Source organism: Parvibaculum sp., from assembly GCF_035325945.1.
Lineage (GTDB): Bacteria > Pseudomonadota > Alphaproteobacteria > Parvibaculales > Parvibaculaceae > Parvibaculum.
In genome coordinates, this window is the sequence record NZ_DAOKYX010000004.1 from 68124 (window position 1) to 93454 (window position 25331).

At 62.7% G+C, this 25331-nt stretch carries 24 protein-coding genes and 1 tRNA gene; 10 read left to right on the forward strand and 15 right to left on the reverse strand.

Annotation, left to right across the window (positions count from 1 at the left end):
• Positions 1–76 precede the first annotated feature (76 nt).
• From PKA57_RS04045 to PKA57_RS04070, 6 genes are all read left to right on the forward strand, one after another.
• Positions 77–448 carry a DUF423 domain-containing protein gene (locus PKA57_RS04045; RefSeq protein ID WP_324297748.1) on the forward strand — a complete coding sequence of 124 codons (372 nt, stop codon included), beginning with the start codon at positions 77–79 and terminating at the stop codon, positions 446–448.
• 152 nt (positions 449–600) lie between these two features.
• Positions 601–2106 (forward strand): FAD-dependent oxidoreductase, encoded by a 1506-nt coding sequence (locus tag PKA57_RS04050; RefSeq protein WP_324297750.1) that lies wholly within the window; start codon positions 601–603, stop codon positions 2104–2106.
• 25 nt (positions 2107–2131) lie between these two features.
• Positions 2132–3103 (forward strand): alpha/beta hydrolase, encoded by a 972-nt coding sequence (locus PKA57_RS04055; protein ID WP_324297752.1) that lies wholly within the window; start codon positions 2132–2134, stop codon positions 3101–3103.
• A gap of 308 nt (positions 3104–3411) precedes the next feature.
• Entirely contained in the window at positions 3412–4776 is a 1365-nt protein-coding gene (locus PKA57_RS04060; protein ID WP_324297754.1) for a glycosyltransferase family 4 protein, read from the forward strand.
• Complete coding sequence (locus PKA57_RS04065; RefSeq protein WP_324297755.1) at positions 4742–5509, forward strand: class I SAM-dependent methyltransferase; 768 nt, start codon at positions 4742–4744, stop codon at positions 5507–5509. The genes PKA57_RS04060 and PKA57_RS04065 overlap by 35 nt, the downstream gene beginning before the upstream one ends.
• A gap of 2 nt (positions 5510–5511) precedes the next feature.
• Positions 5512–6594 (forward strand): prenyltransferase, encoded by a 1083-nt coding sequence (locus PKA57_RS04070; RefSeq protein WP_324297756.1) that lies wholly within the window; start codon positions 5512–5514, stop codon positions 6592–6594.
• Here PKA57_RS04070 and PKA57_RS04075 read toward each other — a convergent pair.
• Entirely contained in the window at positions 6574–7197 is a 624-nt protein-coding gene (locus PKA57_RS04075) for a class I SAM-dependent methyltransferase (RefSeq protein WP_324297758.1), read from the reverse strand. The two genes, PKA57_RS04070 and PKA57_RS04075, sit on opposite strands and share 21 nt — an antisense overlap.
• A gap of 189 nt (positions 7198–7386) precedes the next feature.
• Between PKA57_RS04075 and PKA57_RS04080 the strand changes: the two genes are divergently transcribed.
• A complete protein-coding gene (locus PKA57_RS04080) occupies positions 7387–7980 on the forward strand; it encodes a hypothetical protein (protein ID WP_324297760.1) in 594 nt (197 codons plus the stop codon).
• Positions 7981–7990: 10 nt separating this feature from the next.
• Here the strand turns inward: PKA57_RS04080 and PKA57_RS04085 are convergent, their stop codons facing one another.
• The 8 genes from PKA57_RS04085 to PKA57_RS04120 all read right to left on the reverse strand — a co-directional run bounded on the left by PKA57_RS04085 (position 7991) and on the right by PKA57_RS04120 (position 15851).
• The gene (locus PKA57_RS04085) at positions 7991–8596 is read right to left on the reverse strand and encodes a histidine phosphatase family protein (RefSeq protein WP_324297762.1); all 606 of its coding nucleotides are present in this window, start codon (positions 8594–8596) and stop codon (positions 7991–7993) included.
• A complete protein-coding gene (locus PKA57_RS04090; RefSeq protein WP_324297764.1) occupies positions 8593–10365 on the reverse strand; it encodes a glycosyltransferase family 39 protein in 1773 nt (590 codons plus the stop codon). The genes PKA57_RS04085 and PKA57_RS04090 overlap by 4 nt, the downstream gene beginning before the upstream one ends.
• On the reverse strand, positions 10362–11297 hold the full coding sequence (locus tag PKA57_RS04095; protein WP_324297766.1) for a formyltransferase: 936 nt from the start codon (positions 11295–11297) through the stop codon (positions 10362–10364). The genes PKA57_RS04090 and PKA57_RS04095 overlap by 4 nt, the downstream gene beginning before the upstream one ends.
• Before the next feature lie 5 nt (positions 11298–11302).
• A complete protein-coding gene (locus PKA57_RS04100; RefSeq protein WP_324297768.1) occupies positions 11303–12280 on the reverse strand; it encodes a glycosyltransferase in 978 nt (325 codons plus the stop codon).
• A 23-nt stretch (positions 12281–12303) separates the two neighbouring features.
• Entirely contained in the window at positions 12304–12672 is a 369-nt protein-coding gene (locus PKA57_RS04105; RefSeq protein WP_324297770.1) for an EamA family transporter, read from the reverse strand.
• Positions 12669–13595 carry a polysaccharide deacetylase family protein gene (locus PKA57_RS04110; RefSeq protein WP_324297772.1) on the reverse strand — a complete coding sequence of 309 codons (927 nt, stop codon included), beginning with the start codon at positions 13593–13595 and terminating at the stop codon, positions 12669–12671. The genes PKA57_RS04105 and PKA57_RS04110 overlap by 4 nt, the downstream gene beginning before the upstream one ends.
• A 10-nt stretch (positions 13596–13605) precedes the next feature.
• On the reverse strand, positions 13606–14670 hold the full coding sequence (locus PKA57_RS04115; protein WP_324297774.1) for a bifunctional UDP-4-keto-pentose/UDP-xylose synthase: 1065 nt from the start codon (positions 14668–14670) through the stop codon (positions 13606–13608).
• 212 nt (positions 14671–14882) lie between these two features.
• Entirely contained in the window at positions 14883–15851 is a 969-nt protein-coding gene (locus tag PKA57_RS04120; protein WP_324297776.1) for a magnesium transporter CorA family protein, read from the reverse strand.
• 322 nt (positions 15852–16173) lie between these two features.
• Between PKA57_RS04120 and PKA57_RS04125 the strand changes: the two genes are divergently transcribed.
• The gene (locus PKA57_RS04125; protein ID WP_324297778.1) at positions 16174–17541 is read left to right on the forward strand and encodes a DEAD/DEAH box helicase; all 1368 of its coding nucleotides are present in this window, start codon (positions 16174–16176) and stop codon (positions 17539–17541) included.
• A gap of 54 nt (positions 17542–17595) precedes the next feature.
• Here PKA57_RS04125 and PKA57_RS04130 read toward each other — a convergent pair whose 3' ends face one another.
• Together PKA57_RS04130 and greB are read right to left on the reverse strand one after the other, a co-directional pair.
• Entirely contained in the window at positions 17596–18543 is a 948-nt protein-coding gene (locus PKA57_RS04130) for a hypothetical protein (protein ID WP_324297780.1), read from the reverse strand.
• 71 nt (positions 18544–18614) lie between these two features.
• Positions 18615–19169, reverse strand: coding sequence for a transcription elongation factor GreB (gene greB, locus PKA57_RS04135; protein WP_324297782.1), 555 nt, complete (start codon positions 19167–19169; stop codon positions 18615–18617).
• A 304-nt stretch (positions 19170–19473) separates the two neighbouring features.
• Here greB and PKA57_RS04140 point away from each other — a divergent pair, with 304 nt between their 5' ends.
• Positions 19474–20499, forward strand: coding sequence for a DUF1036 domain-containing protein (locus tag PKA57_RS04140; protein ID WP_324297784.1), 1026 nt, complete (start codon positions 19474–19476; stop codon positions 20497–20499).
• 5 nt (positions 20500–20504) lie between these two features.
• Positions 20505–21455 (forward strand): hypothetical protein, encoded by a 951-nt coding sequence (locus PKA57_RS04145; protein WP_324297786.1) that lies wholly within the window; start codon positions 20505–20507, stop codon positions 21453–21455.
• Between the two features lie 44 nt (positions 21456–21499).
• Here the strand turns inward: PKA57_RS04145 and PKA57_RS04150 are convergent.
• The 4 genes from PKA57_RS04150 to mreD all read right to left on the reverse strand — a co-directional run bounded on the left by PKA57_RS04150 (position 21500) and on the right by mreD (position 25329).
• Positions 21500–21575 (reverse strand) — tRNA-Lys (locus PKA57_RS04150).
• A 168-nt stretch (positions 21576–21743) separates the two neighbouring features.
• Positions 21744–22892: a rod shape-determining protein RodA gene (gene rodA / locus PKA57_RS04155; protein ID WP_324297788.1), complete on the reverse strand. Its 1149-nt coding sequence runs from the start codon at positions 22890–22892 to the stop codon at positions 21744–21746.
• On the reverse strand, positions 22892–24781 hold the full coding sequence (gene mrdA, locus PKA57_RS04160; RefSeq protein ID WP_324297792.1) for a penicillin-binding protein 2: 1890 nt from the start codon (positions 24779–24781) through the stop codon (positions 22892–22894). The genes rodA and mrdA overlap by 1 nt, the downstream gene beginning before the upstream one ends.
• Positions 24782–24795: 14 nt before the next feature.
• On the reverse strand, positions 24796–25329 hold the full coding sequence (gene mreD / locus PKA57_RS04165) for a rod shape-determining protein MreD (RefSeq protein WP_324297889.1): 534 nt from the start codon (positions 25327–25329) through the stop codon (positions 24796–24798).
• Positions 25330–25331: the final 2 nt, after the last annotated feature.

The following is a 25331-nucleotide window of genomic DNA, read 5'->3' on the forward strand; positions in this document are numbered from 1 at the left end:
CCTCTCCCGCACTTCCTTGCAGGATTGTTCTGGTGCAGCATGTGCGCCGCCTCTCCCACGGGAAGGAAAAGGGATCATGAAGCTCTGGCTCACCGCCGGCGCGCTGTCGGGACTGATCGCCGTCGCGCTTGGCGCATTCGGCGCGCACGGCCTCGCCAACAAGGTGCCGGCCGACCAGCTCAACGCCTTCGAGGTCGGCGCGCGCTATCAGATGTATCACGCGCTGGCGCTCCTCGCCGTCGCCTGGCTCGCCTCGCGCGAACCATCGAGTCTCGTCTCGGCGGCGGGCGCGGCCTTCATCATCGGCACGCTCCTCTTTTCGGGCTCGCTTTATGTGCTCGGGCTCACCGGAAGCCGCGCCCTCGTGCTCGTGACACCTATCGGCGGTCTCTCCTTCATGATCGGCTGGGTCTGCCTCCTCGTGGCGGGCCTTCGTGCCCCCGCCTGAGCCTCTTTTAAAAATGAGTCATCTCTAAAAAATGACGGATCGAAGCGTCGATCCGTCTGGACAGGTCCGGCGCCCCTCCCTATCTTCGCTGTACCACGGTCTAGTTTTTAAAACGACCGAGGCGAGCCAGGCGCGTGTGAAGGGGAGTGAGCATGGGCGAAGAGGTATTGATCATCGGCGCGGGCATTGCGGGGCTTTCAGCGGCGCTCGCTCTCAACGGCCCGGGCCGGCACGTCACAGTCCTCGACCGCGACCCTCCCCCGCCGGAAACCTCGGCGGACGAGGCTTTCGAGAAGTGGGAGCGCAAGGGCGTCGGCCACCTGCGCCACAGCCACGCCTTTCTCGCCCGTCTCTACAAGCTCATCCGCGACAACTACCCCGATCTCTTGCAGGACCTACTGGACGCAGGTTGCGTCGCGATCCCCTTCAGCAACATGGTGCCGCTGAAGCTCCTGCCGGACTACATGCCCATCGCCGAGGATGCGGACCTCACCATCCTGACGAGCCGCCGCACCACGCTCGAACTCGTGATGCGCCGCTATGTCGCCCGCCAGCCCGGAGTTCGCTTCGTCAACGAGACACGCGTGCGCGGCCTGCTGGCGGAGCGCAACGGCGACGCGCTCACCGTCAAGGGCGTGATCGCCGAGGACGATGCGACAGGCAGGCGCGAGATACGCGCCGACCTCATCGTTGATGGCTCGGGCAAGAACAGCCTCATGGTCGACTGGTTCAAGGAGCACGGGCTCGCCATCGAGGAAACGGTGGCGCCTGCAGGCATCGTCTACTTCACACGGCACTACCGTCTGCGCGAGGGCGTCGCCGAACCCGAACGCACCGAATTTCCCGGCGCCGCCGACATGCGCTACATCAAATACGGCCTCTTCCCCGCCGACAATCGCTGCTTCTCGATCACGCTGGCCGTGCCGGAAACGGAAATGGAGCTTCGCCGCGCAATCGTCCGCCCAGAGATCTTCGACCACATCTGCGCCCAGATCCCCGGCATCGCGCGCTGGACATCGGCGGAAACATCGGAGGCGAGGAGCCGCGTCTTCGGCATGGGCGAACTGCAAAGCCGGTGGCGTATCATGGTGAAGGACGGAAAGCCGCTCGCTCTCAACTTCTTCCCGCTCGGCGACGGCGTCATCCGCACCAATCCGCTTTATGGGCGCGGCTGCTCCTTCGCCGCCGTGCAGGCGCATCTCCTGCGCGATGTGCTGAAAGAGATCGCCGATCCCGCCGAACGCGCGGTCGCCTTCCACGCCCGCGTCGAGGAAAACCTGCGGCCTTATTACGATACGATGGTGCAGCAGGACACCGCCGCCATCCGCGCGGCCCGCAACGCGCTCGATCCCGACTACAGGCCGAGCCTCAAGGCGAGACTCCTCGCAAGCTTCATGGAAGACGGCGTGATGACCGCCGTGCGCTCGGACGTGACGCTGATGCGCGCCTTCATGCGCGGCTTTCACATGATCGAGCATCCCTCGCTCTGGCTGAAGGACATGCGCAATATGGCGAAGGTTCTGCGCGTCTGGTTCCGTGGCCGCAAGCGCAACGCGGCCTTCTATCCGCCGACGCTCGGCCCCGGCCGCCGCGCCATGCTGACATCGCTCGGCCTTTCGCCGACGGTGGATTTCGAGCGGCTTAAAGCCGACACTTGAGAAAATTCCAAACGGGAGAAGATCGATGGCGTTTCCGGAGCCCTATTACGTCAAGACCAACGGCCTCGACATGGCCGTCTATGAAGAGGGGCCGAAGGACGGCGTGCCCGTCATTCTCTGTCACGGTTTTCCCGAGATCGCCTATTCCTGGCGGCACCAGCTCCCGGCGCTCGCAAAGGCCGGCTTCCGCGCCATCGCGCCCGACCAGCGCGGCTATGGCAATACCGGCGGCCCGAAGGGCCCCGACGCGATCCCGCTCTATGACATGAAGCACCTGACCGGCGACCTCGTCGGCCTGCTCGATGCGCTCGGCCTCAAAAAGGCGATCTTCGCCGGTCACGACTGGGGCGGCTTCGTCGTCTGGCAGATGCCGCTGATGCATCCCGACCGCGTCGCGGGCGTCATCGGCGTCAACACGCCCTTCATTCCGCGCGGGCCTATCGATCCGATCGAAGGCATGCGGATGGTCTTCGGCGAAGACATGTACATCGTCTTCTTCCAGAAATATGGCGAGGCGGAAAAGCTGCTCGGGGCCGATGTCGCGCGCTCCATGCGCTTCTGGTACCGCAAGAGCAGCATGACGCTCGCCGAATTCGACGCGCGGCCCGCTTCCGAAAAGAACCTCGCCTTCCTTAAGGCGTTCCAGGCCGACGAAAGCACATGGGGCGGCGAGCAGCTTCTGACGAAGGAGGAGTTCGACACCTATGTCCGCGCCTTCGAGAAGTCGGGCTATGAGGGCGGCATCAACTGGTATCGCAATTTCTCGCGCAACTGGCGCCAGTCGGAAGGCGTCGCTGAAAAGGTCAACGTGCCGGGGCTGATGATCTCGGCCGCCGACGACTATGTGCTCAGGCCCTCCATGGCGGATGGCATGGAGCAATACGTCCCCGACCTCGAAAAGCACGTCATTGCGAATTGCGGCCACTGGACCCAATCGGAGCAGCCGGACGCCCTGAACGCGCTGATGGTGGACTGGCTGAAGCGGCGCTTCGGCTGAACCCGCTCCCCGGTTTTTCGATGCAATCCAGGCTGCCCCCGATCTGGCTATCGGGGGCAGCTTCAGTTTGGGAGGCGAGGAGGAATCCGGCGGCCGGAGCAGGCCCGACAGAACGCAAGCGAAATTGACGCCCGCCATTAACTCTCGGCAGTCATCAGTATTTACAATCGTGTAAGCGCTTGTTGCACAAGACCTTAGCCGTTATGATCCGCCACCATTTTGACCGCGGCGCAGCATGAGATAGATGTGAGGGACACCTTCACACCCCGCGCCGCTATCGGCACAGACCAGAGCAAGGAATACCACGCATGTCGCAAGTGCTGGAGCGCGATGAGACGGGCGATGAACCGATGAACATTGCTCACGCCCCGAAAACGCTGGATGCACATGCGAAGCAGGCCGCCATAGAAGGCGACCGCCCCTTGCGTATCCTCCTGCCCAGCTATCGCTCCAACCCCACGACCGGCGGCCAGGGCGTCTATATGCGCCATATCGCCAAGGCGCTGGCGGATATGGGCCACCAGATCGACGTGATTTCCGGGCCGCCCTATCCCGATCTCGATCCGCGCGTGAAGCTCATCAAGCTCCCCTCGCTCGACCTCTACGCCAACCCGCATCCGATCCGCTCGCTGCGGCCGTGGATGTTCGCCTGGCCGATCGACCTCTATGAGTGGTGGAGCCATGCGACCGGCGGCTTCTCCGAGCCCTATACCTTCTGCGAGCGCATGGCGCGCTATGTGCGCGGCACCGTCTCGGACTATGACGTCTGCCACGACAACCAGACGCTCGGCTGGGGCCTGCTCAAACTGCGGGACATGGGCCTGCCGATCGTCGGCACGATCCACCACCCGATCACCATGGATCGCCGCATCGACATCGCGCATGCGAAGACGCTGAAGCTGCGGTTGTTCAAGCGGCGCTGGTACTCCTTCCTCAACATGCAGATGAAGGTGGCGCGCGAGCTCGATCCGCTGATCGTCGTTTCCGAAAGCACGCGCCGCGACATCGTGCGCGAATTCGGCGTGAAGCCCGAGCGCACCCGGCTCGTGCTCCACGGCATCGATCACGTCCAGTTCAGGCCGATGCCGCACATCAAGCGCCGCGACGATCTCATCGTCGCCTGCGCCAGCGCCGACGTGCCGCTGAAGGGCCTCATCTATCTCATCCGCGCCTATGCGGAGCTTCTGAAGACGCGCCCCAACCTGAAGCTCAGGGTCATCGGCCGCCTGCGCGAAGGCAACACGTCGGACGAATTGCGCGAACTCGGCATCATGGACAAGGTCGAGTTCATCGGCGGCATCACCGACGAGCAGATCACCGAGATCTACAACGAAGCGACGATCGTCATTTCGCCTTCCGTCTATGAAGGCTTCGGCTTTCCGGCGGGCGAAGCGATGTCCTGCGGCACACCCGTCATCGCCACCAATGGCGGCTCGCTGCCCGAGGTCGTCGGCGATGCGGGCATCGTTGTCCAGCACTCGAACCCGGCCGCGCTCGCAACCGCGATCGGCGCCCTGCTCGATGATCCGGAAGCCCGTGCGCGCCTCGGCGCGGCGGGACGCGAGCGTATTCTCGCGAAGTTCAAATGGGAGCGCGCCGCGCGCGAAGTCACTGAAATCTACAGGCAGACCATAGCTGATGCAGACCGTCGATCTGAACACGCTCGGGCTTAAGGACGGCGAGCGCGCGCTCGATTTGGGCTGTGGCAGGGGCCGTCACGTCCATGCCATGTATTTCCATGCGCGCTGCCACGTCGTCGGCCTCGATCTCGGCTTCGAGGATGTGAAGCATACGCGCGATGGCTTCGTCGCGGCTTTCGGCGGTTCGGACGCGACGCCGGGCAAGCCCGGCCTCTTTCCCGCCTGGACGGACCCGGACGAGATCGAGAAGCACCACTATTCGCTTTCGGTCGGCAACGCGCTGCAACTGCCCTTCGCCGATGCGACCTTCGACAAGATCATCTGCTCGGAAGTTCTGGAGCACATTCCTGACTATCGTCAGGCGGTCAGCGAAATCGCGCGCGTGCTGAAGCCCGGCGGCACGCTCGCGATCAGCGTTCCGCGCTTCTGGACGGAATGGGTCTGCTGGGCGCTCAGCGACGACTATCACAATGAGCCCGGCGGCCATGTCCGCATCTTCAAGGAAAGCGAACTCAAGGGCGCGGTCGAGGAAAAGGGACTCAGGCACTTCTACAAGCACTTCGCGCATGGCCTGCACTCGCCCTATTGGTGGCTCAAATGCGCCTTCGGCGTGAAGCGCGAGGATGTGAAGATCGTCAATCTCTACAAGCGCTTTCTCGAATGGGACATTCTGGAGCGGCCGTGGCTGACGCGAACGCTCGAGAAGGTGGCCGGCCCGCTGATGGGCAAGAGCGTCGTCCTCTATTTCACCAAGGGAACGGCGTGAGCATGACACTTCTCACCCTCGGCGACGCCATTCCCGACGATTTCTTCGATGGCGCGCGCGCGCGCATTCTCGACCTGCAGCGCGACAATGGCGCGATCCCCTGGTACGACGGCGGCGTGATCGACCCCTGGAACCACACCGAGGCGGCGATGGGCCTCACCGTCATCGGCGAGATCGAACATGCGCGGCGCGCCTTTCGCTATCTTTCCGAAACGCAGCTCTCCGACGGCTCATGGTGGGGCCAGCTCGGCTCGGCCGTTCCCTTCGATGACGATCATCAGTATACGGGCGGCGACGAAGGCGCGGGCAAGCCCATTCGCGACACGAACTTCACCGCCTATATCGCCACCGGCGCCTGGCATCACTATCTGGTGACGCGCGACCGCCAGTGGCTCGTGGATATATGGCCTCATGTGGAAGCGGCGATCGGCTTCGTCGTCGCGCATCAGACCGCGCATGGCGATGTGCGCTGGGCGGCCAATGATCCGCATACGCCGGAAGACGACGCGCTCGTGACCGGCTGCTCATCGATCTACAAGAGCCTCGAATGTGCGATCCATATCGCGCGCGAACTGGGCCACCCGACGCGCGAATGGAGCGCGGCGCGGGTGCGGCTCGGCGAGGCGCTGCGCGAGAAGCCCCATCGCTTCGACCGGACCTGGGAGCCGAAGGACCGCTATTCGATGGACTGGTACTATCCGGTGCTCTCCGGCGCCGTCACCGGCGAGGCGGCCCGCAAGCGCATCGCGGCGAAATGGGACATCTTCGTCGAGGAAGGCAAGGGCTGCCGCTGCGTGCTCGACCAGCCCTGGGTGACGGTCGCGGAATCGGCCGAACTCGTCATGGCGCTTCTCGTTGCAGGCGAGCGCAAGCGCGCCGAGGAACTGCTGTCCTGGCAGCATCAATGGCGCGCGGAATGCGGCGCCTACTGGATGGGCTTTCAGTTCGACCAGAACGTCGCCTGGCCCGCCGAAAGACCGGCCTGGACGGCGGCGGCCGTCATCCTCGCGACCGATGCGGTGACGGGCACCACGCCTGCTTCCCGGCTCTTCGCCGAGCGCACGCTATCCGAGGCGGCGGAGTAACCTCAGGCTCTTCACCGCCCGCTCTTGGGCGAAGAGATTGGACGCAAGCGCCATCTTGTAGATCTCATAGGGCGGGCGGCCGCCATCCTTCGGGTCCGGGAAGACGTCATGGATCGCCAGCACGCCGCCCGGCATCACGCGCGGCGCCCAATGGCGATAGTCGTCCAGCGCTGGCTCCATGCCATGCCCACCATCAATGAAAACCATGGCAAGCGGCGTCGCCCAGCCCTTCGAGGCGACCGTCGAGGGCGCGACGACCGGCACGACCGTATCCTCGAGACGCGCGAGCCTCAGCGTGCGGCGGAAGAGCGGAAATGTGTTGAGGCGGTCCGTCTCCGGATCGTAGAGCGAGGCATCGTGATGCTCCCAGCCCTTCTGGTTTTCCTCGGAACCGTAATGATGATCGAGCGCATAAAGCACCGCGCCGTTCCTCTGGCAGGCGACGCCGATATAGACGGTCGACTTGCCGCAATAGGAACCGATCTCGAGGCACGGCCCGCGTCTTGAAGCATCGAGCGCCGCATCGTGAAGCGCCCAGCCTTCCTCCGCATCCATGAACCCCTTCACGGCTTCGATGTCGATGGGCAGTTGACGGGCGGTCATGGGTCTTTCCTTGCGCCGGATTTCATGCCGCCATGGGTGCCACGCCTTGGCCCTCGCCGCAAGGCCGGGGCCACGCGGCGATGATAAGCAAAAGGTAAGCAATCATCCGGATAATCGCCCTTCGTCCGCCATCCCGGCTTGAGCGCGACCGCGAAACCACATGCGGGGCTTGTGCTCGATGGAGATCAGATGAGCGAACCCGCGGCCAGCAGCCAATCGGACTATGAGGCCATCGTCGAGGCCGTGAGCGAGAGCGCGCGCGGGCGCTGGTTCCTCGCCGAATTTGCGCGCCGCAACCGCGCCGCCAACACCGCCGAACTCCTCGACGCCATCGAAAGGCTTTACAAGGCCGCAACCGAAAGCAGGGAAAGCGGCACCACGCGCTACATCCGCCACGATCTCGAAGAGATGCGGAAGTCAATCGAGGAGACCCGCAGCGATCTCGCCGCGATCAAACCGCGCGGTGATGGCGGCCCGCACCATGAGGAAGCGACCGATCTCGATGCCATCGCCTCGGCGGCGGAACGGGCGACCCGCGACATTCTCGCCGCCGCGGAGCGTGTTCAGGAAATCGGCGAGCGGCTGCGCGGACAGGGCGCGGATAGCGATCTTTGCGACGAACTCGACACGCATGCGCGCGGCATCTTCATGGCGTCCTCGTTCCAGGACATGACCGGCCAGCGCACGGCTCGGCTGGCCACCGCCCTTCAGCACCTGGAAGAACGCATCGGCGCCATGCTCGCCGCGCTCGGAGGCGATGCAGCTTCCGCCAAGGCGGGTTAGGAACGCACCTTCAGACGACAACTTCGTAATTGACGCAGCCGAGACTCCAGACCGGCTCGCCATTGACGATGCGGCAGGTGAGGCGCGTGAGCGAGAGCGGAGCAATGTCGATGCGAAGCGCCGTCCCCGGATCGAGCCCGAGCGCGAAACCGATCGCGGAGCGGATGACGCCCGCATGGGTGACGGCGACGATGGAATGGCCCGCATAATGCGCGGTCAGCCGCTCCATGGCATTGGCGATGCGGGCGGTGAGATCGGCGAAACTTTCGCCTTCGGGCGGCCTGATCTTCGCCGGATTGTTCCAGTCGAATCCCTTGTTCGCGGCATAGACCTCGTTGTGGCCGCGCCCCTGCCAGAGGCCGAAATTCTGTTCCGTGAAATCCTGTATCGCGATGGGATCGGCGCCGGGCTTCAGCGCCAGCGCCGTCGACCGCGTGCGTGAAAGCGGCGACGACATCCAGACGGCGACCGGCGGAAGCAGGCGGGAAAGTCCTGCGGCGATGACCGGGTTTACCGGCTCAGCCGCCACATCGAGCTGTCCGTAATATCGCGCCTCCTGCCCCTGCACCGGCGCATGGCGTATCAGAAACCAGTCGGTGCGGCTTCCCGCATTCACGATCGCGGCCCTTCTGTGCCTTGAGACGATCCGCCCTCATGGTCGTACCAGGGATCGCAGATCGAGCGTCCCTCCGCATCGAGCACGCGATAATTGGCGGCGGCAACGGCCCTGTTCGTGCGTTTGATGATGCACATGCGCCGCGCGAGTCCTTCCGCCTCCCATGTCCGGAAGTATCTGGTGCGCGCCACCATGTACATCCGCTGCTCGCCATTCCACATCTTCGCGAATTGCGCCGAGTCGGTCAGGTAGCGGCTCACATCTTCCTGTGACATGCCGAAGACGAACTCGCCCGTATTGTCCACAACGAGCACCTTGTCGTCGATATAGGGCGGCAGGTCGTAAAACAGCGTGCCGTAGCTCGCGACGATCTCACCCGGCTTGCGATAGGTGTTGATGACATCGGCGACGGGCTTCACCGAATTCGGATCGGCCGCCGACGCGACGAGGCTGACGCCCGTCCAGCCGAGAAGGCCCGCAAGTGCCACACTGCCAACTGTCGCGCCTATGCCATAGCGGCGGGGAAGAACGATCGCGGCGATGACGAGCGCGGCGAAGATCGCCGCCATCGCAATGACGAAGGGCGCGACGATGCCGAGATAGGGCCCGACATCCTCGTTCTCAGCGAAGATCGGCGTCAGATAGGCAACGGGAACGCCGATCGCGAGCAGCGCGAATATGCCGATGAAGAAAATGCGCCCTATCGGCAGATCGTCCTTCTCCATCGCCTCGAGACGCGGCGCCAGCAGGCGTCCCGTGAGAAGCGCCAGCGGCGGAAAGATCGGCAGGATATAGGGCGGCAGCTTCGAACTCGAAACCGAGAAGAAGACGAAGATGATCCCCGCCCAGAGGATCAGGAACAGCTCGACAGGGCGTTCATGCCGCCTCGCCCAGCTCGCGGGCAGGGCTTCCTTCACTGCATTCCAGAGATAGCCGGTCCATGGCAGGAAGCCGACGGCCAGCACGCCCACGAAATACCATGGCGGCCCCTCGCGCCTGTGGACATCGGTGGTGAAGCGCAGGAGATGCTCATGCACGAAGTAGAACCAGAGGAAATCCTGGTTCCTCATCGCCGCAAGCGCATGCCAGGGCGTGGCGATGGCGAGGAAGATAAGTATGCCCGAAGGGCAGAAGGCGCGCCGCACGAAGGACCAGCGCCCGAGCATCGCCACCCAGACGAGCCCGACCAGCCCCGGCAGCAGGACGCCGATGAGCCCTTTCGACAGCACGGCGAGCGCCGCTGCGGCGTGGCCCGCCCGCGCCCACCAGAGCGCGCGTCTTTCCTCCTTCTCCTCCGCCGAGAGCAGAAAGGCGAAGAGTGAGGCGGTCATGAACACGGCCTCGGCCATGTCGAGAATGATGAAGCGGGCCAGCGCGTAATAAAGCAGCGTCGTCGCCAGTACGCCCGCCGAGATGACACCGGCTGTCCGCCCATAGAAATGGCGGCCGAAAGCATAGGTCATCCAGCAGCCGAAAAGACCGAGCAGGGCCGGCCAGAGCCGCATCGACCATTCGGAAATACCGAAGACCTTTATGGCGGAGGCTTCGAGCCAGTAGAAGAGCGGCGGCTTCTCGAAATAAAGAATGCCGTTGAGACGCGGCAGCACATAGTCGCCGCTCTCGACCATCTCGCGCGGAATTTCGACATAGCGCCCTTCGTCGGGCGAAGAAAGAGTGCGCCCGCCGATATCGAACAAGAAGAGCGCAACGAAAAGAAGCGCGAGAAGCGCCATCACGCCGCGTCTGTCGAGAATTTCACCCAGCTTCAAACCCCATCCCCCAATAGATCGCCGACATGCAGGCTTGCGAGAGCGGAAGCGCTCGCGCCTGTGTCGTTTTCTCCTTCATAGCCGAAATGCACGAGTTCTACCGCGCCCTCGCCCGTCGCAATGACGAGCGGCGAAAGCGAAATGACTTCGCCGGGCCGCCCTGAGCCCGCGGTCACGCGCGCCTTCCAGACCATGAGCCTGTGTCCGCCCGCCTCCGTGAAAGCACCAGGAAAGGGCGGCGCAACGGCGCGCACGAGATTGAAGATCTGCGCCGATGTCTGGCGCCAGTCGATGCGGCCATCCTCCGGCCGCCTGATACCGAAATAGCTCGCCCGCGAAACGTCCTGCACATGGCGTTCGGCGGTCCCGGCCTTCAGCCTGTCGATCTGGCGCAGTATGACGCTGACGGCTGCCGCCGGAATGCGCTGCGCAACCTCGCCGGCTGTTTCCTCCGGTCCTATCGGCACGCTTTCCTGATCGATGATGTCGCCCGCATCCGCGGCCTTGACCATGACGTGAAGCGTGACGCCCGTTTCCTTCTCGCCATGAATGATCGCCCAGTTGAGCGGCGCCCGGCCGCGATATCGCGGCAGCAGCGAGCCATGCATGTTGTAGGCGCCGAGCCGCGCGAGCGACAGAACGCGCTCCGGTATCATCTTGCGATAGTAGAAGGAGAAGATGAGATCGGGCGCGAGATCGCGGATTGTGCGCTCGACATCCGCATCCTTCGGTTCGGCCGTATAGACCGGCACGCCGCGCTCGCGCGCGAGATGCGCGCAGGACTGGAACCAGAGCCGCTCGTCCGCAGCATCTTCATGCGTGAAGAGCGCGAGAATGTTCTCGCCGCGATCGAGCAGCGCCTTGAGACAGGCATGCCCCACCTCGCTATAGGCGAAGACGACGATCCCCTGCTTTGCCGGTCGGTCGGACACTGCGGTCAGCGCTTCTCATGAATGGCGCGGATGCGGAAGCGCGCACGAGCCCTGATCTGCTGATAAATGCGGCCGACATATTCGCCGACAATGCCGAGCCCCGTGATCACCACGCCGAGCAGGAAGAAGAGGATGGTGAAGAGCGTGAAGATGCCCTCCGCTTCCGGCCCGATGAAGAGACGCCGCAGAAGCATGTAGATGACGAGGAGCAGGCTCGCGCCTGACACCAGCATTCCGACCATGGTGAAAAGCTGCAGCGGCACGAGGCTGAAGCCCGTCATCAGGTCGAAATTGAGCCGGATGAGCTTGTAGAGATTGTAATTGGAAACGCCCGCATGCCGCGCCGCATGCTCCACTTCCACCTCGCTCGGCCGCTCGGCATAGAATTGCGCCATCGCCGGAATGAAGGTCGATGTCTCCCCGCTCTCTACGATGATGCGGACGATGCTCCGCCTGTAGGCACGCAGCATGCAGCCCTGATCGCGCATCTTGATGCCGGTGATGCGCTCGCGGACGAGATTGACGATGCGTGAGGGAAGCGTCCGGAAGACGCTGTCCTGCCTGTTCCGCCGGTAGGAGCCGACGACATCGTGACCTGCGTCGATCTCGGCGATGAGTTTCGGAATTTCCTCCGGCGGATTTTGCAGATCGGCGTCGAGCGTGACGATGATCTCGCCACGCGCCGTCTCGAACCCCGCCATGACGGCCATGTGCTGGCCGTAATTGCGATCGAACTCGACGACGCGAATGATGTCCGGCCGCTTCGCGACAAAGCCCTTCAGGATTTCAAGCGAATTGTCCTTGCTGCCATCGTCGGTGAAGACGACCTCGCAGGGGCGCCCGATCCTGTCGACCACAGCGCAAAGCCGCTCGAACAGCAGAGGCAGGTTCTGCGCCTCGTTATAGACCGGGATGACGATGCTGATCTCAGGCGCGCTTTGAAGCGTCTTCGCATCGGGTTCGGTGATCGTGGCGTCACTCATGTCGAAGATCCGCTGGCTCGGGTTCAGGTCCGTGAAATCAGATATACGCCGAAGATGATGACGATAATTCCGGCGATACGGACCGGCGTAAGCGCCTCTCCAAAAAAATAGAACGCCGCGACGGCGGTAACGATGTAGCCGACCGAGAGCATCGGATAGGCAAAGCTCACCTCGACGCGCGACAGGGCGAGGAGCCACACCGCAACGCTGACGACATAGCAGGCAAGGCCGAGCACGACATAGCCATTGGTGCCGATCCGCCAGCTCATGGCGAAGAGCGTCGCCGGCGTGAAATCGAAATGTCCAATCTGCCGCATGCCCTGCTTGAGCGCGAGCTGCGCCACGGCATTGAGCAGGACGCCTGTGAAGATGAGTGGAAGATATCTCGTCATGCGGCCCGCTCCTCGATGCGCGCGCCCTGCACGGCGAGTGTACCGGACCGGCCATCGACCTCGCCCTGATCCAGACTGGCGACAGGCACGGCGTCGCGCCGGGCGTTGAGCGCCGCCGCCTCGTCGGCGAGCGAGACGAAGGCGACGCCCCGCTCCTTCGCGCGATCGATGAACTGTCCGAACCAGTCGAGCATGCTCATGCCCTCGATTTCGGCATGGATCGTGAAGACGTCGAGCTTTCCAGGCTCCGGCCGCGCAAGCAGCATATCAGCAAGTTTCGCGAGCGGATATTCCGGCCTGCCCATAAGTTCGTCGAGTGTGGGCAGCGTCGTCGGGATTTGCAGCGTCTTGAACCTTCGGGCGCCGACCGCCGGGAAGAAGGGCGCGCCGCCGCGCACATCGGTCGCGTAATCGAGCCCGGCCGCATCATAAGCGGCGAGGCTTGCCGCATTGGCCTGCCAGCCGGCGGCGCCCGCCGTCCTTGCGGGCATGCCGAAAACTTCCTCATAGGCCCGCCGCGCCTTGCCGAATTCCTCCAGCACGCGCACCTCGCTCAACGCGAAAAGTCTGTCCTGCCAGAAAACATGGTCCCAGCAATGGATGCCGGTTTCAAAGCCCGCCTCGGCGACGGAACGCATGACGGCCGCATTGCGCCTGGCGATGTCGGGCCCCGGCAGCAGCACGCCATTCATCAGCGTGCGCAGGCCATAGACCGAAACGACGCTCGTGCGGCTCACCTTCCTGAAAAAGCCCGGACGAAAAATCCGGCGTATCGCCCGGCCCGTATTGTCGGGGCCGAGCGAGAAAAGGAACGTGGCGGGCACGCCCTTCTTTTGCAGCAGGTCGCGAAGCGCCGGCACACCTTCCCGCGTGCCGCGATCGGTATCGACGTCGATCTTGATGGCGAGCCTCTGTGCGCTCATTCCGCCATGCTCACAGCAATTCGCTTTCGACCGCCCCTCTGTCGGCGCCGGAGCCGAACTGGTCGATATAGAATTCGACCGTCTGCTTGATGGCGCTTCTCACATCCGTCGTGGGCTGCCAGCCGAGATGCGTCTGCGCCGCCTTGATCGAGGGGACGCGCACCAGCATGTCCTGATAGCCCTGGCCGTAATACTCGCCCGAACTCGTCTTCACGAGCCGCACGCGGTCGCGCACATTCTCATAGCCCGGAAACTCGGAGACGACGGACAGCATCATCTCCGCAAGCTCGGCGATGGAAAGCTCCGCCTTCGGATTGCCGATATTGAAGATGCGCTGATCGGCGATGCCGTTCTCGTTCTCGAGAATCTTCATCAGCGCGCCCATCGCATCGTCGATATAGAGGAAGCAGCGCTTCTGCGCGCCGCCATCGACGAGCTGAATATCCTTGCCGCGCAGAATATTGCCGAGAAACTGCGTCAGAACGCGCGACGAGCCTTCATTCGCCGCCTGGATGTTGTCGAGCTTCGGCCCGATCCAGTTGAACGGGCGGAAGAGCGTGTAGCGCAGCAGGCCCTTGAGCCCATATGCGTGGATCACGCGATCGAGAAGCTGCTTCGAGCAGGAATAGATCCAGCGCTGCTTGCTGATCGGACCAAGCACGAGATTGCTCGTTTCCTCGTCGAATTCCTTGTCCGGCGACATGCCGTAGACTTCCGAAGTCGAGGGAAAGACCACGCGCTTCTTGTAGCGCACGCAATAGCGCACGATGGCGAGGTTCGCCTCGAAGTCGAGCTCGAACACCCGCAACGGATCGGAGACATAGATGGCCGGCGTCGCGATGGCGACGAGCGGCAGCACCACGTCGCATTTGCGGACGTGATACTCGATCCACTCCTTGTTGATCGTGATGTCGCCTTCGACGAAGTGGAAACGCGGGTGGCCAAGACAGCCGTCCAGCTTGTCCTGCTGGAGGTCCATTCCATAGACCTCCCAGTCGCGAGTCTTGAGAATGGTTTCGCTGAGATGGCTGCCGATGAAGCCATTGACACCGAGTATCAGAACCTTGAGGCCCATGCGTCCCTCTTGCTGGCGCGGGGCCGGCGCTAAACACGACTTCTCGCGGGTTCAGCCTCGCGTCCCCCGAAACCGCCCATATTCCGGGCACTCCGGGCGGAACCCGCCCTGCTTGTTCGCGCGTAGTGAACCTTTTATTGCCCGCTGCCGCAAGGGATTTTGATCCTATTTCCGGCGGCGGAAGGTTACTTTCGCGCTTTCCGAGCGGCGAATCAGAGCCAGCCTCGACGCTTGAAATAGTAATAGGGAAGCACGGCCGAAAGCACCATCAATCCCAGCGCGAAGGGATAGCCCAGCGCCCAGCTCAGTTCGGGCATGCTCTGGAAATTCATGCCATAGATGCTGGCGATGACCGTCGGCGGCAGAAAGACGACGGCGGCGACCGAGAAAATCTTGATGATGCCGTTCTGTTCACTGTTGATCAGGCCGAGCGTGGCATCGAGCATGAAGTTGATGTTGTTCGCCAGAAAGCTCGCGTGATCGCTGAGGGCCATGACGTCCCGCGAGATCGTCTTGAAGCCGCGCTCGAAGGCTTTCGGCAGCTTGGTTTCGGCCGGCCTACCGATGAAGCTCAGGAGCCGCGCGATGCTGACGAGGCTTTCCCGCGCCTGCGTGGTGAGCGCCTGCGTTCTCCCGATGCGTCTCAGAACCTCGTCGAAATCGAGTTTGGGCGCGCCCTCCTCGCGGACGAAAATTTCATTGGAAAGTATGTCGATCTCGCCCTGCACGCGCTCCAGAATATCGGCGACGCGATCGACGATGGCATCGAGCAGCCCGGCAAGCACTTCCTCGCCCGTATTGAAATTCGCCGCATGGCGCCGCGCCTTGGCCGCGAAAACGCGGAACGGCAGCGGCTCCGCATAACGAAGCGTGAGAAGACGGTGCCCCACCAGAACGAAGGTCACGGGAGAACGGCCGGGCTTGGCCGTATCCGCGCCCGTCATGACGGTCGCCGTCATGTAAAGCGCGTTCCGCTCCTGATAGAGGCGGCTCGAAACCTCGATCTCCTGCATTTCCTCTTCGGAGGGAACATCGAGGCCGAGCACTTCATCGACGAAGCGCTCTTCTTCCGGCGTCGGTTCGAGAAGATCTATCCAGACGACGTCTTCGGGGATCACGCCGGACGGTTCTACAGCATGCGAGCTGAGGATGCCGTTCGTTCTGACATAGGCTGTGATCATCGTTGCCCCGGAGCGCGCCTTCAATTCGGGCGATCATGCCCCCATTGGGGCCGAACGACAATCGCTTATGACTATGGATTGCATGATGAATTCGCAGTCACTCTTCGCTGCTTGACATCGGCCGGACAAAGGCGCATCTAGCGCGAGATTGTTTTGGCGAGCGCGCTTTGCGCCGTCCCCCATGGGCCACGCGCCCGGACTGCGCCTAATCCCGAAACAGTCAGATCCCCCCGATCCAAGCGCGTTGGACGCGGAAAACCCGCGTTGAAGTTCCGGCCCTTCGAGCCGGCTTGTTGCGCTTGTCAGAAAGTATATTTATCGAATGACGTCCTCTACATTTGCCGAGCTTGGCATTGCCGAGCCCATCTGCCGCGCGCTCAGCGCGGAAGGTTACGAAACCCCCACCCCGATCCAGTTCCGTTCGATTCCGCCGCTGCTCGAAGGCCGCGATCTCCTCGGCCTCGCGCAGACCGGCACCGGCAAGACGGCCGCCTTCTCGCTGCCGATCCTGCAGAAGCTCGCCAATGAAAAGCGCAAGCGCACACCGCGCGGCGTGCGCGCGCTCATCCTCGCCCCGACGCGCGAACTCGCGATCCAGATCGACGAGAGCCTGCGCATCTATGGCCGGCATCTGCATCTGCGTCACACGGTCATCTTCGGCGGCGTCAACCAGTTCCGCCAGGTGAAGGCGCTTTCGCAGGGTGTCGACATTCTCGTCGCGACGCCGGGCCGCCTGCTCGACCTGATGAACCAGAGGCATGTCCGCCTCGACGAGACGACGACGCTCGTTCTCGACGAAGCCGACCGCATGCTCGACATGGGCTTCGTGCATGACGTGAAGAAGATCATCGCCGCCATGCCGCGCGCGCGCCAGTCGCTCCTCTTCTCCGCGACCATGCCGAAGTCGATCGAGTCGCTTGCCGCCGAAATTCTGCAATCGCCTGTTCGCGTCGAGGTCACGCCGGAAGTCGTGACCGTCGATCGCATCGAGCAGCATGTGCTTTTCGTCGAGCAGAAGCGCAAGCGCGAGCTTCTGGCAAAGCTCCTTGAAAACGCCGACATGTCGCGCGTCATCATCTTCACCCGCACCAAGCATTGCGCCAACCGGGTGAGCGAGCAGCTCGAAAAAGGCGGCATCGCGGCCGAGGCGATCCACGGCAACAAGTCGCAGAACGCGCGTCAGAAGGCGCTCGAGGAATTCCGCTCGGGCCGCGCCCGCGTGCTCGTCGCCACCGACATTGCCGCGCGCGGCATCGACGTCGATGGCATCACGCATGTCGTCAATTACGAACTGCCGAACGAGCCGGAGAGCTATGTCCACCGCATCGGCCGCACGGCGCGTGCCGGTGCGAGCGGCATTGCGCTCTCCTTCTGCGACGCCTCGGAGCGCTCACATCTGAAGGCGATCGAGCGCCTGACGCGCCGCCCCCTCGCCGTGGCCGATACGCGCCCGCTGATCGGCGAAACCGCTCCGCATACGCCGCAGGCGGGCGAAGGCGGAAGCTCGCGGCCGGAGCGTCCGGAGCGGCCCCACGGCCAGCCGAAGAGGCACCGGGGCGGCAAGCCGAAGCGCCATGGCCGCCCGGCGCAGGGCGAGGCCCGCGATGGAGAAGCAAGGCGGCACGAAAGCCGCAACCGGCCCGGTAGCCGCAGCCGGAAGCGCCAGCGCAGCGCATCGGCGGCGAGCTGAAATCGGAAGTGACAAGACGGCCGGGCATAACACCCGGCCGTTTTCTTTCCGGGTCTATTGAAGCGCCGGCTGCGCGGCCCGCCTTTTTCCCAGCATGGGATCGATGCCAAGCACGCGCTGCACATCGGCCTCGAGCGCCGCACGGCCAAGACCCCGCACGCGGCCGAAGCTTTCCTCGAGCAGCTTTTCGTCGGCCGCCCCGGTGAAGTAGAGCAAGCCCGACGGATCGCTCATGCGCGGGTCCATGGCCGCGAGCCGGGCGAGGATTTCCACATAGGGCTCGGTCCTTCCCGGCGTTTCGCCGCCCAGCACGAACTCGCGGGCGGGCTCGAACCCTTTTTCGATATTCATCGGGAACATGAACGCATTCGCGCTGTCGAGCCGGATCACACCGCGCCTGGAGAATGTGATGATGGGAAAAAATGGCGCGAGGTTCGGGAAGTGGCGATTGGGAATCATATGGCTCTCCCAATAGCCGCGCCCTACTTTCTCGAACTCGAAAAAATTCTCCACGCTGCGGAAATTCGCCTCCGCCATCGGCAGAAGCTCGATCTTGTCCTTCTTCGGATTGACCGTGTCATTCGCCACATCGAGATAGTAGCTGCCGACCTGAATGGCATTCTGAAAATAGGTGTCCCGAAGCGTACCCCACACGCGCTTGACGACGCCCCCGCAACGGGCGAATTCCTGGATCGCCACGAGCCCCGTCATGTGAGCGGGCGCAGGCGCGCGCCCCATGAGGTGCAGCATCCGCCGCGTGATCTCGAGGCAATAGCTCACCGGATAGGCCGCCCGCGGGCCGATGCCCTCATCGTCCGGCTTTGCGGCCGCGATCCGTCCAAGCATGAACCGATCGGTTTCCGCACGGAGCGCCAGCATGTCGCGCAGGATCGCATCCCTGTTTGGCGCGATCAGCCGGTCGACCAGAGCCTGCTGGGTCTCATCGACCGGTGAAATCAGCTCGGCCCTGTAGCCTGCCATCAACTCGTCGAGAGTACGCATCCGCTATGCCCTTCGCTTGGCGAATCTTCCGTGTCCGCGAAGGGGAAACTAGCATGCCGGCGTGAAAGAGATCACCGCCCGCTATAGCTGATCTTCACCACTTCGATCGTTTCGGGCCCGGCGGGTGTGCGAAGCTCGACCGTGTCGCCTTCCTCCGCCTTCAGCAGCGCCCGGGCGATGGGCGAGATCCAGCTCACCTCGCCCTCTTCGAGCCGCGCCTCATCGACGCCGACGATGCGGACCGTCCGCTCGTCGCCCGCCGCCGTGGCATAGGTGACGGTTGCGCCGAAATAGACCCGCTCCCGGTTCTTTTGCAGCGCCGGATCGACGACCTCGGCGATCTCGATCCGCTTGGCGAGAAAGCGCATCCGCCGGTCGATCTCGCGAAGCCGCTTCTTTCCGTAGATGTAGTCGCCATTCTCCGAGCGATCGCCGTTCCCCGCCGCCCAGGCGACCGTCTCCACCACCTTGGGCCGTTCGACGCGCTGCAGGTGCCGCAGCTCCGCGTGGAGCCTTTCGAGCCCTTCGGGCGTGATGTAATTCTTGAAGCCGGCCGGCAGCGTATCGGCTGCATCGTGGCCGTCATCGTCTTCCGTATCGGTTTCTTTCGTGAAGGCCTTACTCATACTCATCTCATTTGCGCGGCTGGCTTCCAGCACCCCGCCAGTCAGCGAACAGCATAGCCGGGTTGCGGTCAGATTGATCTAGTCGCCCTTTCTGGAAAGGCAACCCGGTGAGAAAACATCTCCCACTGGCCTAGGTGCCCATCTTGTCCGGCGCGCCTTATGCCGCCGAACCCGCGCATGAGTTGCACCGCGAAACTCATCCGGGCATGCGGGGAAGAAGGACGTTTTTGACTTGAGGCGACAGCCGGTCACCAATCGGAGTACTCACCCTCAATTATCGACTCCCTGCGTCCATGCGATCAGTATGATGACGATGAAGAGCGGACGGTCCGGAAAGATCTCGATGATCGCATCCAGGTTCAGGCTCAAGAGGTTTCTCGCCCTGCTGCTTGCAGGGGTTCTCTCCGCTTCTTTGATCGAGCCTGCGGAAGCCTGGGATTCCACTACGGATTCGCTTCTGGTCTGCAACACGAACAAGAATCATGACGTTGTTGTTGCCGTTGCAACACAGGCCATTCCCTGGGGCATCGCGGCACTCATGGCAACCGGATGGCGCCGTCAGGGCTGGTGGAATATTCCGGCCGGCAAGTGCGAGTACACCGTGCATCTGCAGGACGTGAAGTATTACGAAATCTGGCTCCATGTCGAGGTGACTGGCGGCGACCAGATAGAGTGGCCCACAAGAAAAGAGAAGTTCTGCGTGCACCCTGCAAATGCTTTCGAGGCATATGTGTGGTCGAAAGAGGAACTGCAGAAATGCGGCAACGGTGAGCGCCTCGAAACATTCTCGTATATGACGAACATCGACAATCTGGAGGACCAGTTTTCGATCTACAGGATGTCCAACATCACTGTCGACCTGGATTTCACTTACCAGAAATCCACGCATTCCCCTGCACAGCCAGAAACAGCCCTGAAGGATGGAGAAGCTTCGCCGCGCCATCGCGGCACCGGAAAACTGGTGGGAGCAAAAACGTGGCCGTCAAACACTGTTTCCATGACGCTGAAGCTCTGGAAACTGACTTCGCCGGCTGCAGATGACGCCGTCATCGAGCGATATACGTCAAGGCTTGACCAACCATCCGACTACGAGATCCTCACATGCACATATGACAGCGAAGTCGTGAACGGGCAGCTCCGACGAATGGAGCTTAGTTTCTGGCACAATAGTGTGCACCCGGACTATCTGGAGCTGATACGCCAACTTTCCACGAGAGAAAGCCTGGCACGCATCTATGGCATACGAGCTGTCAGCGCCTGCCCCGCATCGCTGGACGAAGCAACTGGATTGATAGAACAGAATGCAAGGGAAGCCGCCAATTTAAGGTGAATATATTGAAACGTCATCTGGATACTGCAAGACATGTTGCAATGGCTGCAATCGCCGTGGCGATGATCGGTTTTACATCACCTGTCATGGCGCAATCCAACGGCGCGGCTCCGATGAGCTATTACCTCATCATGCTGAATGCGCTTCGCACCAACCCCAATCTGCTCAGCGATGAAATTTGGAACAAGCTTGCCGAGGAGCAGATACTCGCCGCGCAGTCGCACTATTTTTCCCACGCGCCATCTCGCGGCATGGAGCCGATCTTCTCCGCCGCACAGGTCAAGGATCGCAATCCTCGCATGGCGAGCGCGGAGCTCGCGCCTGTCCTGAAAGACGATATCGCCACCCGCATCAAAGCAGCACCGGACACGCTGATTGCGAAATTCACGCTCCTTGAGCTGCGCTATGACGACAACACCGGAAAACTGATCTCGAAGTGCTGCTATAGCCGCCCCCGTGTGCAACCCGGCCTGTTCGATCTATTGATGCCCGCACTCGATCTCGTTAACGGCGTGCCGTCAAATACGCCCGCCGCCTATCAGCCATCGCCCGGCCTGCCTCAAAAAGCCCGGAGCATGGCTGTCTACAAGATCAAAGAAAATCTGGCTGCCGATGATGCCGGGCCGGTGCCGGCTTTCGCAGGCCTCATCGGAAGTGGCGCGCGCTTCGGGTTCCGAGCCGATGAAATGAATCTCGCGCTCGACCGCTGGGTGGAGATTGACGGCATTACTCTCGCTCGCGGCGCGGCGGAAAAACTATTGAACGAGGTTGCACATCGCAAAGGCAGCGTTGAAACGCGCGTCGCCTTTACCGTCACCGGGGCAGAAAATGGCCCTCACCGCGCCGTGCTTTACGGAAAGCTCGTATCCGCCTCAATCCTCGGCCCGGATGGCGCAACGATTGCCAGCTTCCCCGCCGGGGCATTTCGCGAGTCAGGACTGACGCTCCCGCAATGACGCCGACAAAGAACAAGGCGGCTGCCCGGCCGCGGCGGAAAGTTTGGTGGGCGCACCAGGACTCGAACCTGGGACCCGCTGATTAAGAGTCAGCTGCTCTACCAACTGAGCTATGCGCCCGACCGGTGCCTGCCCCGAATCTCGCGGGGACAGTCATGGTGTCGGGTCCTTGGGACCACCAAATCCCTTGCAGGAGGCTGCCTATAGCAAAGCTGGCGGAGCCTGTCCAGCACACTTGGAAAAAACCTCCCTATGTCTTTTTGCCCCTGTTCCGGACCATTTGCCGGATCACCAGAAAGCGCTCGGGCTCCGGGAGATTTCAAGATTCCTGTGGACGTAAACGCTCATCAGCAGGCCGAAGGCGAACATGATCGAAAGCATCGCCGTGCCGCCATAGGAGACGAGCGGCAGCGGCACGCCGACCACCGGCAGAAGCCCCATCACCATGGCCGCATTGATGAACACATAGAAGAAGAAGCTCACCGCCACGCCCATCGCCAGCAGCCGGCCGAACTGGTTTCGGCTCTGCAGCGCCACGCTGAAGGCGAAGGCGAGCGCGATGCAATAGAAGGCGAGCAGCGTGATCCCGCCGATGAAACCGAGTTCCTCGCCGAGCATCGTGAAGATGAAGTCGGTCTGCTTTTCGGGCAGGAAGTTCAGATGGGCCTGCGTACCGGCCATGAAGCCCTTGCCGAAGATGCCGCCCGATCCGAGCGCGATCTTGGATTGCAGGATGTGATAGCCCGCGCCGAGCGGATCGCGCTCTGGATCGAGAAAGGTGAAGACGCGGTCCCTCTGATAATCGTGCAGGCGATCCCAGACGATGGGAATGGCCGCCAGGACGGCAAGTCCTCCGGCAATGAAGTAGCGCCACGCAAGCCCGGCCGCAAAGAAGATAACGACGCCCGAAACCGTGAGCAGGATCGCCGTGCCAAGGTCCGGCTGCTTCACCACGAGAGCGACGGGCACCGCGATGAGAAGGAGCGGCACGATGAGATTCCTCAGGCGCGAAACCTCATCGAGCGCGAGCCCGTGGAAATATCGCGCCAGCGCCAGCAGAAGCGCGACCTTCATCACCTCGGAAGGCTGGAGCTGAATGATGCCGAGATTGAGCCAGCGCTGCGCGCCCATGCCCTTGAAGCCGACAATATCGACTGCCGCGACCAGCACCAGCGCCACGCCGTAAAGCGGATAGGCGACGCGCATCCACAGCCTGAGGTCGATCATCGCCACGACGACCATGATGCCCGCGCCGAGCGCGAAACGAACCATCTGCTTCAAGGCCCAGGGCGAGAAGCTTCCATCCGCCACGGAATAGAGCATTGCGAAGCCCATCGACGCGATGACGGTGATGAGCAGCAGGAAGCCCCAGTTGAATTCGAGGAGCTTGTCGCCGAGCCGCATTTCCCGGCCGGTAAAACGGCGCAGATCGAGCATCACCCCTCCTCAACCGCATTGAGCGCGCCCCGCAATGGCGCATAGGCCTGCCGGCTGACCGGATTGCGCAACTGCACCTCGCGCATGATGTCGCGCGCTGCGGGCGCCGCAGCACCCGAGCCAGATCCGCCATGCTCGATGACGAGCGACATCGCATAGCGGGGCTCTGCCACGGGCGCGAAGCAGATGAAGAGCGCGTGGTCGCGCAGATGCCACGCAAGCGCTTCGTTCTTGCGCACACCGGCGAGGCGCTCGGCCATGCTGATGCGCCTCACCTGCGCCGAACCGGTCTTGCCGGCAAGTTCCATTCCCGCATCCGTGATACGCGCCCGGAAGGCGGTGCCGCCCGGCTCGTTGGAAACGCCGTTCATACCGTCCTGCACGATCTTCAGCCATTGGGGATCGACGTCGATCTTCGGCGCCTGCGGCACGGGCAGAAGCTCGCCGCCTATGGCGCGGGTGAGACGCGGCTTCACCGCATAGCCGCCATTGGCGAGCCGCGCCGTCATGACGGCAAGCTGCAATGGCGTCGTCAGCAGAAAACCCTGGCCGATGCCCGTGATGAGCGTTTCACCCTGCTGCCAGGAAACGCCAGTCACCGCCCGCTTCCAGGCCCGGCTCGGAACGATGCCCTGCTTCTCGCCCGGGATTTCCAGATCGAAGGTCTGGCCGAGGCCGAATTCCTTGGCCATCTTCTCGATCGCGTCGATGCCGATGCGCCGGGCGACATCGTAGAAATAGATGTCGCAGGAATGCTTGATCGCATCATGCATGTTCATCGAGCCATGGCCTTCCTTCCTCCAGCAATGGAAGAAGTGATCGCCGAGCGCGTATTGGCCGCTGCAGTGAATGGTGCGGTTGGGGTCGATCCCGGCGCGCAGCGCGGCGAGCGCCGTCACCGTCTTGAAGGTCGAGCCGGGCGGATAAAGCCCCGCAAGGGCCTTGTCGGTCAGCGGCTTGTAGGGATTGTCGACCAGCGCCTTCCACTGATCCTGGCTGAGGCCCATGTTGAAATCATTGGGATCGAAGGCAGGCGTCGAAACGAAGGAGAGAACCTCGCCGGTGTGAATGTCCATGACGACGGCGCTTGCCGATTCTTCCTTCAGCCGCTCGCAGGCGAATTCCTGTATGCCCATATCGAGCGTCAGAACGATTTCCTCGCCGGGCTTGCCGGGGTCCTTCGAGAGTTCGCGGATCACGCGCCCATAGGCATTGACCTCGACATGGCTCGCGCCCGCCGTGCCGCGCAGCTTCGGGTCATAGGTCTTCTCGATACCGCTCTTGCCGATCCGGAAGCCGGGCAGCCTCATCAGCGGCTGCACTTCCTCGGCGGCGCTGAGATCCTTTTCCGAAACCGCGCCCACATAGCCGACCACATGCGCAAGATGTGTCGTGAACGGATAATGCCGCGTCTCGCCCACATCGGGCTGGATACCCGGAAGGTCCGGTTCGTTGATGTTGATCTGCGCGAATTGTTCCCAGGTCAGCCCCTCGACCACCGTGACCGGCATGAAGCGCGGCGAGCGCGCGATGTCCCGCATGATCTTCTTGCGATCATAAGGCGTGATGGAAACGATACGGGCGAGCTTGTCGAGCGTATCTTCGATATCCGGCGTCTGTTCAGGGATGAGGACAGCCCGGTAATTCTGCCGGTTGGAGGCGAGCACCGTCCCGAAGCGATCGACGACCCGCCCCCGGAGCGGCGCGAGAAGCCGCACGTTGATGCGGTTTTCTTCCGCCATCATGCGGTATTCGTCGGATTTCAGGATCTGCAGATAATACATGCGCCCGGCGAGAATGGCGAAAGCCGCCGCCTGCCCGGCACCGAGGATCGCGGCCCGGCGCGTGAAGGTCTTGTAGCGTGAATTGTCCCTGCCGTCGAACTTCATCGCCGCGCTCCCCCCTAGCCCGTCGGAAGAATTCGGCGCTCGATGCGCCCGAAGATCATGGCAAAGATCGGGAAGATCGCAACGGTCACGAACATGTGCCAGACGATCGGCTTCAGCGGCAGGACCGTGCCATAGAAAAGTGAGGCGGCGCTCCAGCCGACGAACCCGGCGAGCGCGGCCGCCATGAAGAAGCCGAGCCAGAACACCGAGAACGGCGCATTCACGGCGAGGAAGCGCTGGGTGAGCACGACGATATAGGTCAGCACATAGACGAAGGCCCACAATCCGATCGGACCGTCCGAGAGGAGATCGGAAAGGAGCCCGACCAGAAACACCGCATAAACCGGGAACATCTCGGGGCGGACGATCGCCCAGTAATAGATCGCCATGAGCGCGAAGGCGGGCATGACCGATGTGCCGAAGATGCGGCCCATCGGCACGAAGGAAAGCAGCACGCAGGCAAGGCCCATGATGAAGGGCAGAACCGTGACGACGATGCGCCCGGCGCGCGCCGCGGGTGTCGGTGTATAGGGCTCGAGGCGCGGCATGG

Bases quoted from the DNA above. Each gene is read 5' to 3' on its own strand.
- PKA57_RS04060 (WP_324297754.1), top strand. From the start codon at position 3,412: ATGTCGCAAGTGCTGGAGCGCGATGAGACGGGCGATGAACCGATGAAC.
- PKA57_RS04070 (WP_324297756.1), top strand. From the start codon at position 5,512: ATGACACTTCTCACCCTCGGCGACGCCATTCCCGACGATTTCTTCGAT.
- PKA57_RS04105 (WP_324297770.1), bottom strand. From the start codon at position 12,672: ATGACGAGATATCTTCCACTCATCTTCACAGGCGTCCTGCTCAATGCC.
- PKA57_RS04130 (WP_324297780.1), bottom strand. From the start codon at position 18,543: ATGCGTACTCTCGACGAGTTGATGGCAGGCTACAGGGCCGAGCTGATT.
- PKA57_RS04125 (WP_324297778.1), top strand. From the start codon at position 16,174: ATGACGTCCTCTACATTTGCCGAGCTTGGCATTGCCGAGCCCATCTGC.
- PKA57_RS04115 (WP_324297774.1), bottom strand. From the start codon at position 14,670: ATGGGCCTCAAGGTTCTGATACTCGGTGTCAATGGCTTCATCGGCAGC.
- PKA57_RS04050 (WP_324297750.1), top strand. From the start codon at position 601: ATGGGCGAAGAGGTATTGATCATCGGCGCGGGCATTGCGGGGCTTTCA.
- PKA57_RS04075 (WP_324297758.1), bottom strand. From the start codon at position 7,197: ATGACCGCCCGTCAACTGCCCATCGACATCGAAGCCGTGAAGGGGTTC.
- PKA57_RS04100 (WP_324297768.1), bottom strand. From the start codon at position 12,280: ATGAGTGACGCCACGATCACCGAACCCGATGCGAAGACGCTTCAAAGC.
- PKA57_RS04055 (WP_324297752.1), top strand. From the start codon at position 2,132: ATGGCGTTTCCGGAGCCCTATTACGTCAAGACCAACGGCCTCGACATG.
- greB (WP_324297782.1), bottom strand. From the start codon at position 19,169: ATGAGTAAGGCCTTCACGAAAGAAACCGATACGGAAGACGATGACGGC.
- PKA57_RS04110 (WP_324297772.1), bottom strand. From the start codon at position 13,595: ATGAGCGCACAGAGGCTCGCCATCAAGATCGACGTCGATACCGATCGC.
- PKA57_RS04080 (WP_324297760.1), top strand. From the start codon at position 7,387: ATGAGCGAACCCGCGGCCAGCAGCCAATCGGACTATGAGGCCATCGTC.
- mrdA (WP_324297792.1), bottom strand. From the start codon at position 24,781: ATGAAGTTCGACGGCAGGGACAATTCACGCTACAAGACCTTCACGCGC.
- PKA57_RS04045 (WP_324297748.1), top strand. From the start codon at position 77: ATGAAGCTCTGGCTCACCGCCGGCGCGCTGTCGGGACTGATCGCCGTC.
- PKA57_RS04140 (WP_324297784.1), top strand. From the start codon at position 19,474: ATGATGACGATGAAGAGCGGACGGTCCGGAAAGATCTCGATGATCGCA.
- PKA57_RS04120 (WP_324297776.1), bottom strand. From the start codon at position 15,851: ATGATCACAGCCTATGTCAGAACGAACGGCATCCTCAGCTCGCATGCT.
- mreD (WP_324297889.1), bottom strand. From the start codon at position 25,329: ATGCCGCGCCTCGAGCCCTATACACCGACACCCGCGGCGCGCGCCGGG.
- PKA57_RS04065 (WP_324297755.1), top strand. From the start codon at position 4,742: ATGCAGACCGTCGATCTGAACACGCTCGGGCTTAAGGACGGCGAGCGC.
- rodA (WP_324297788.1), bottom strand. From the start codon at position 22,892: ATGCTCGATCTGCGCCGTTTTACCGGCCGGGAAATGCGGCTCGGCGAC.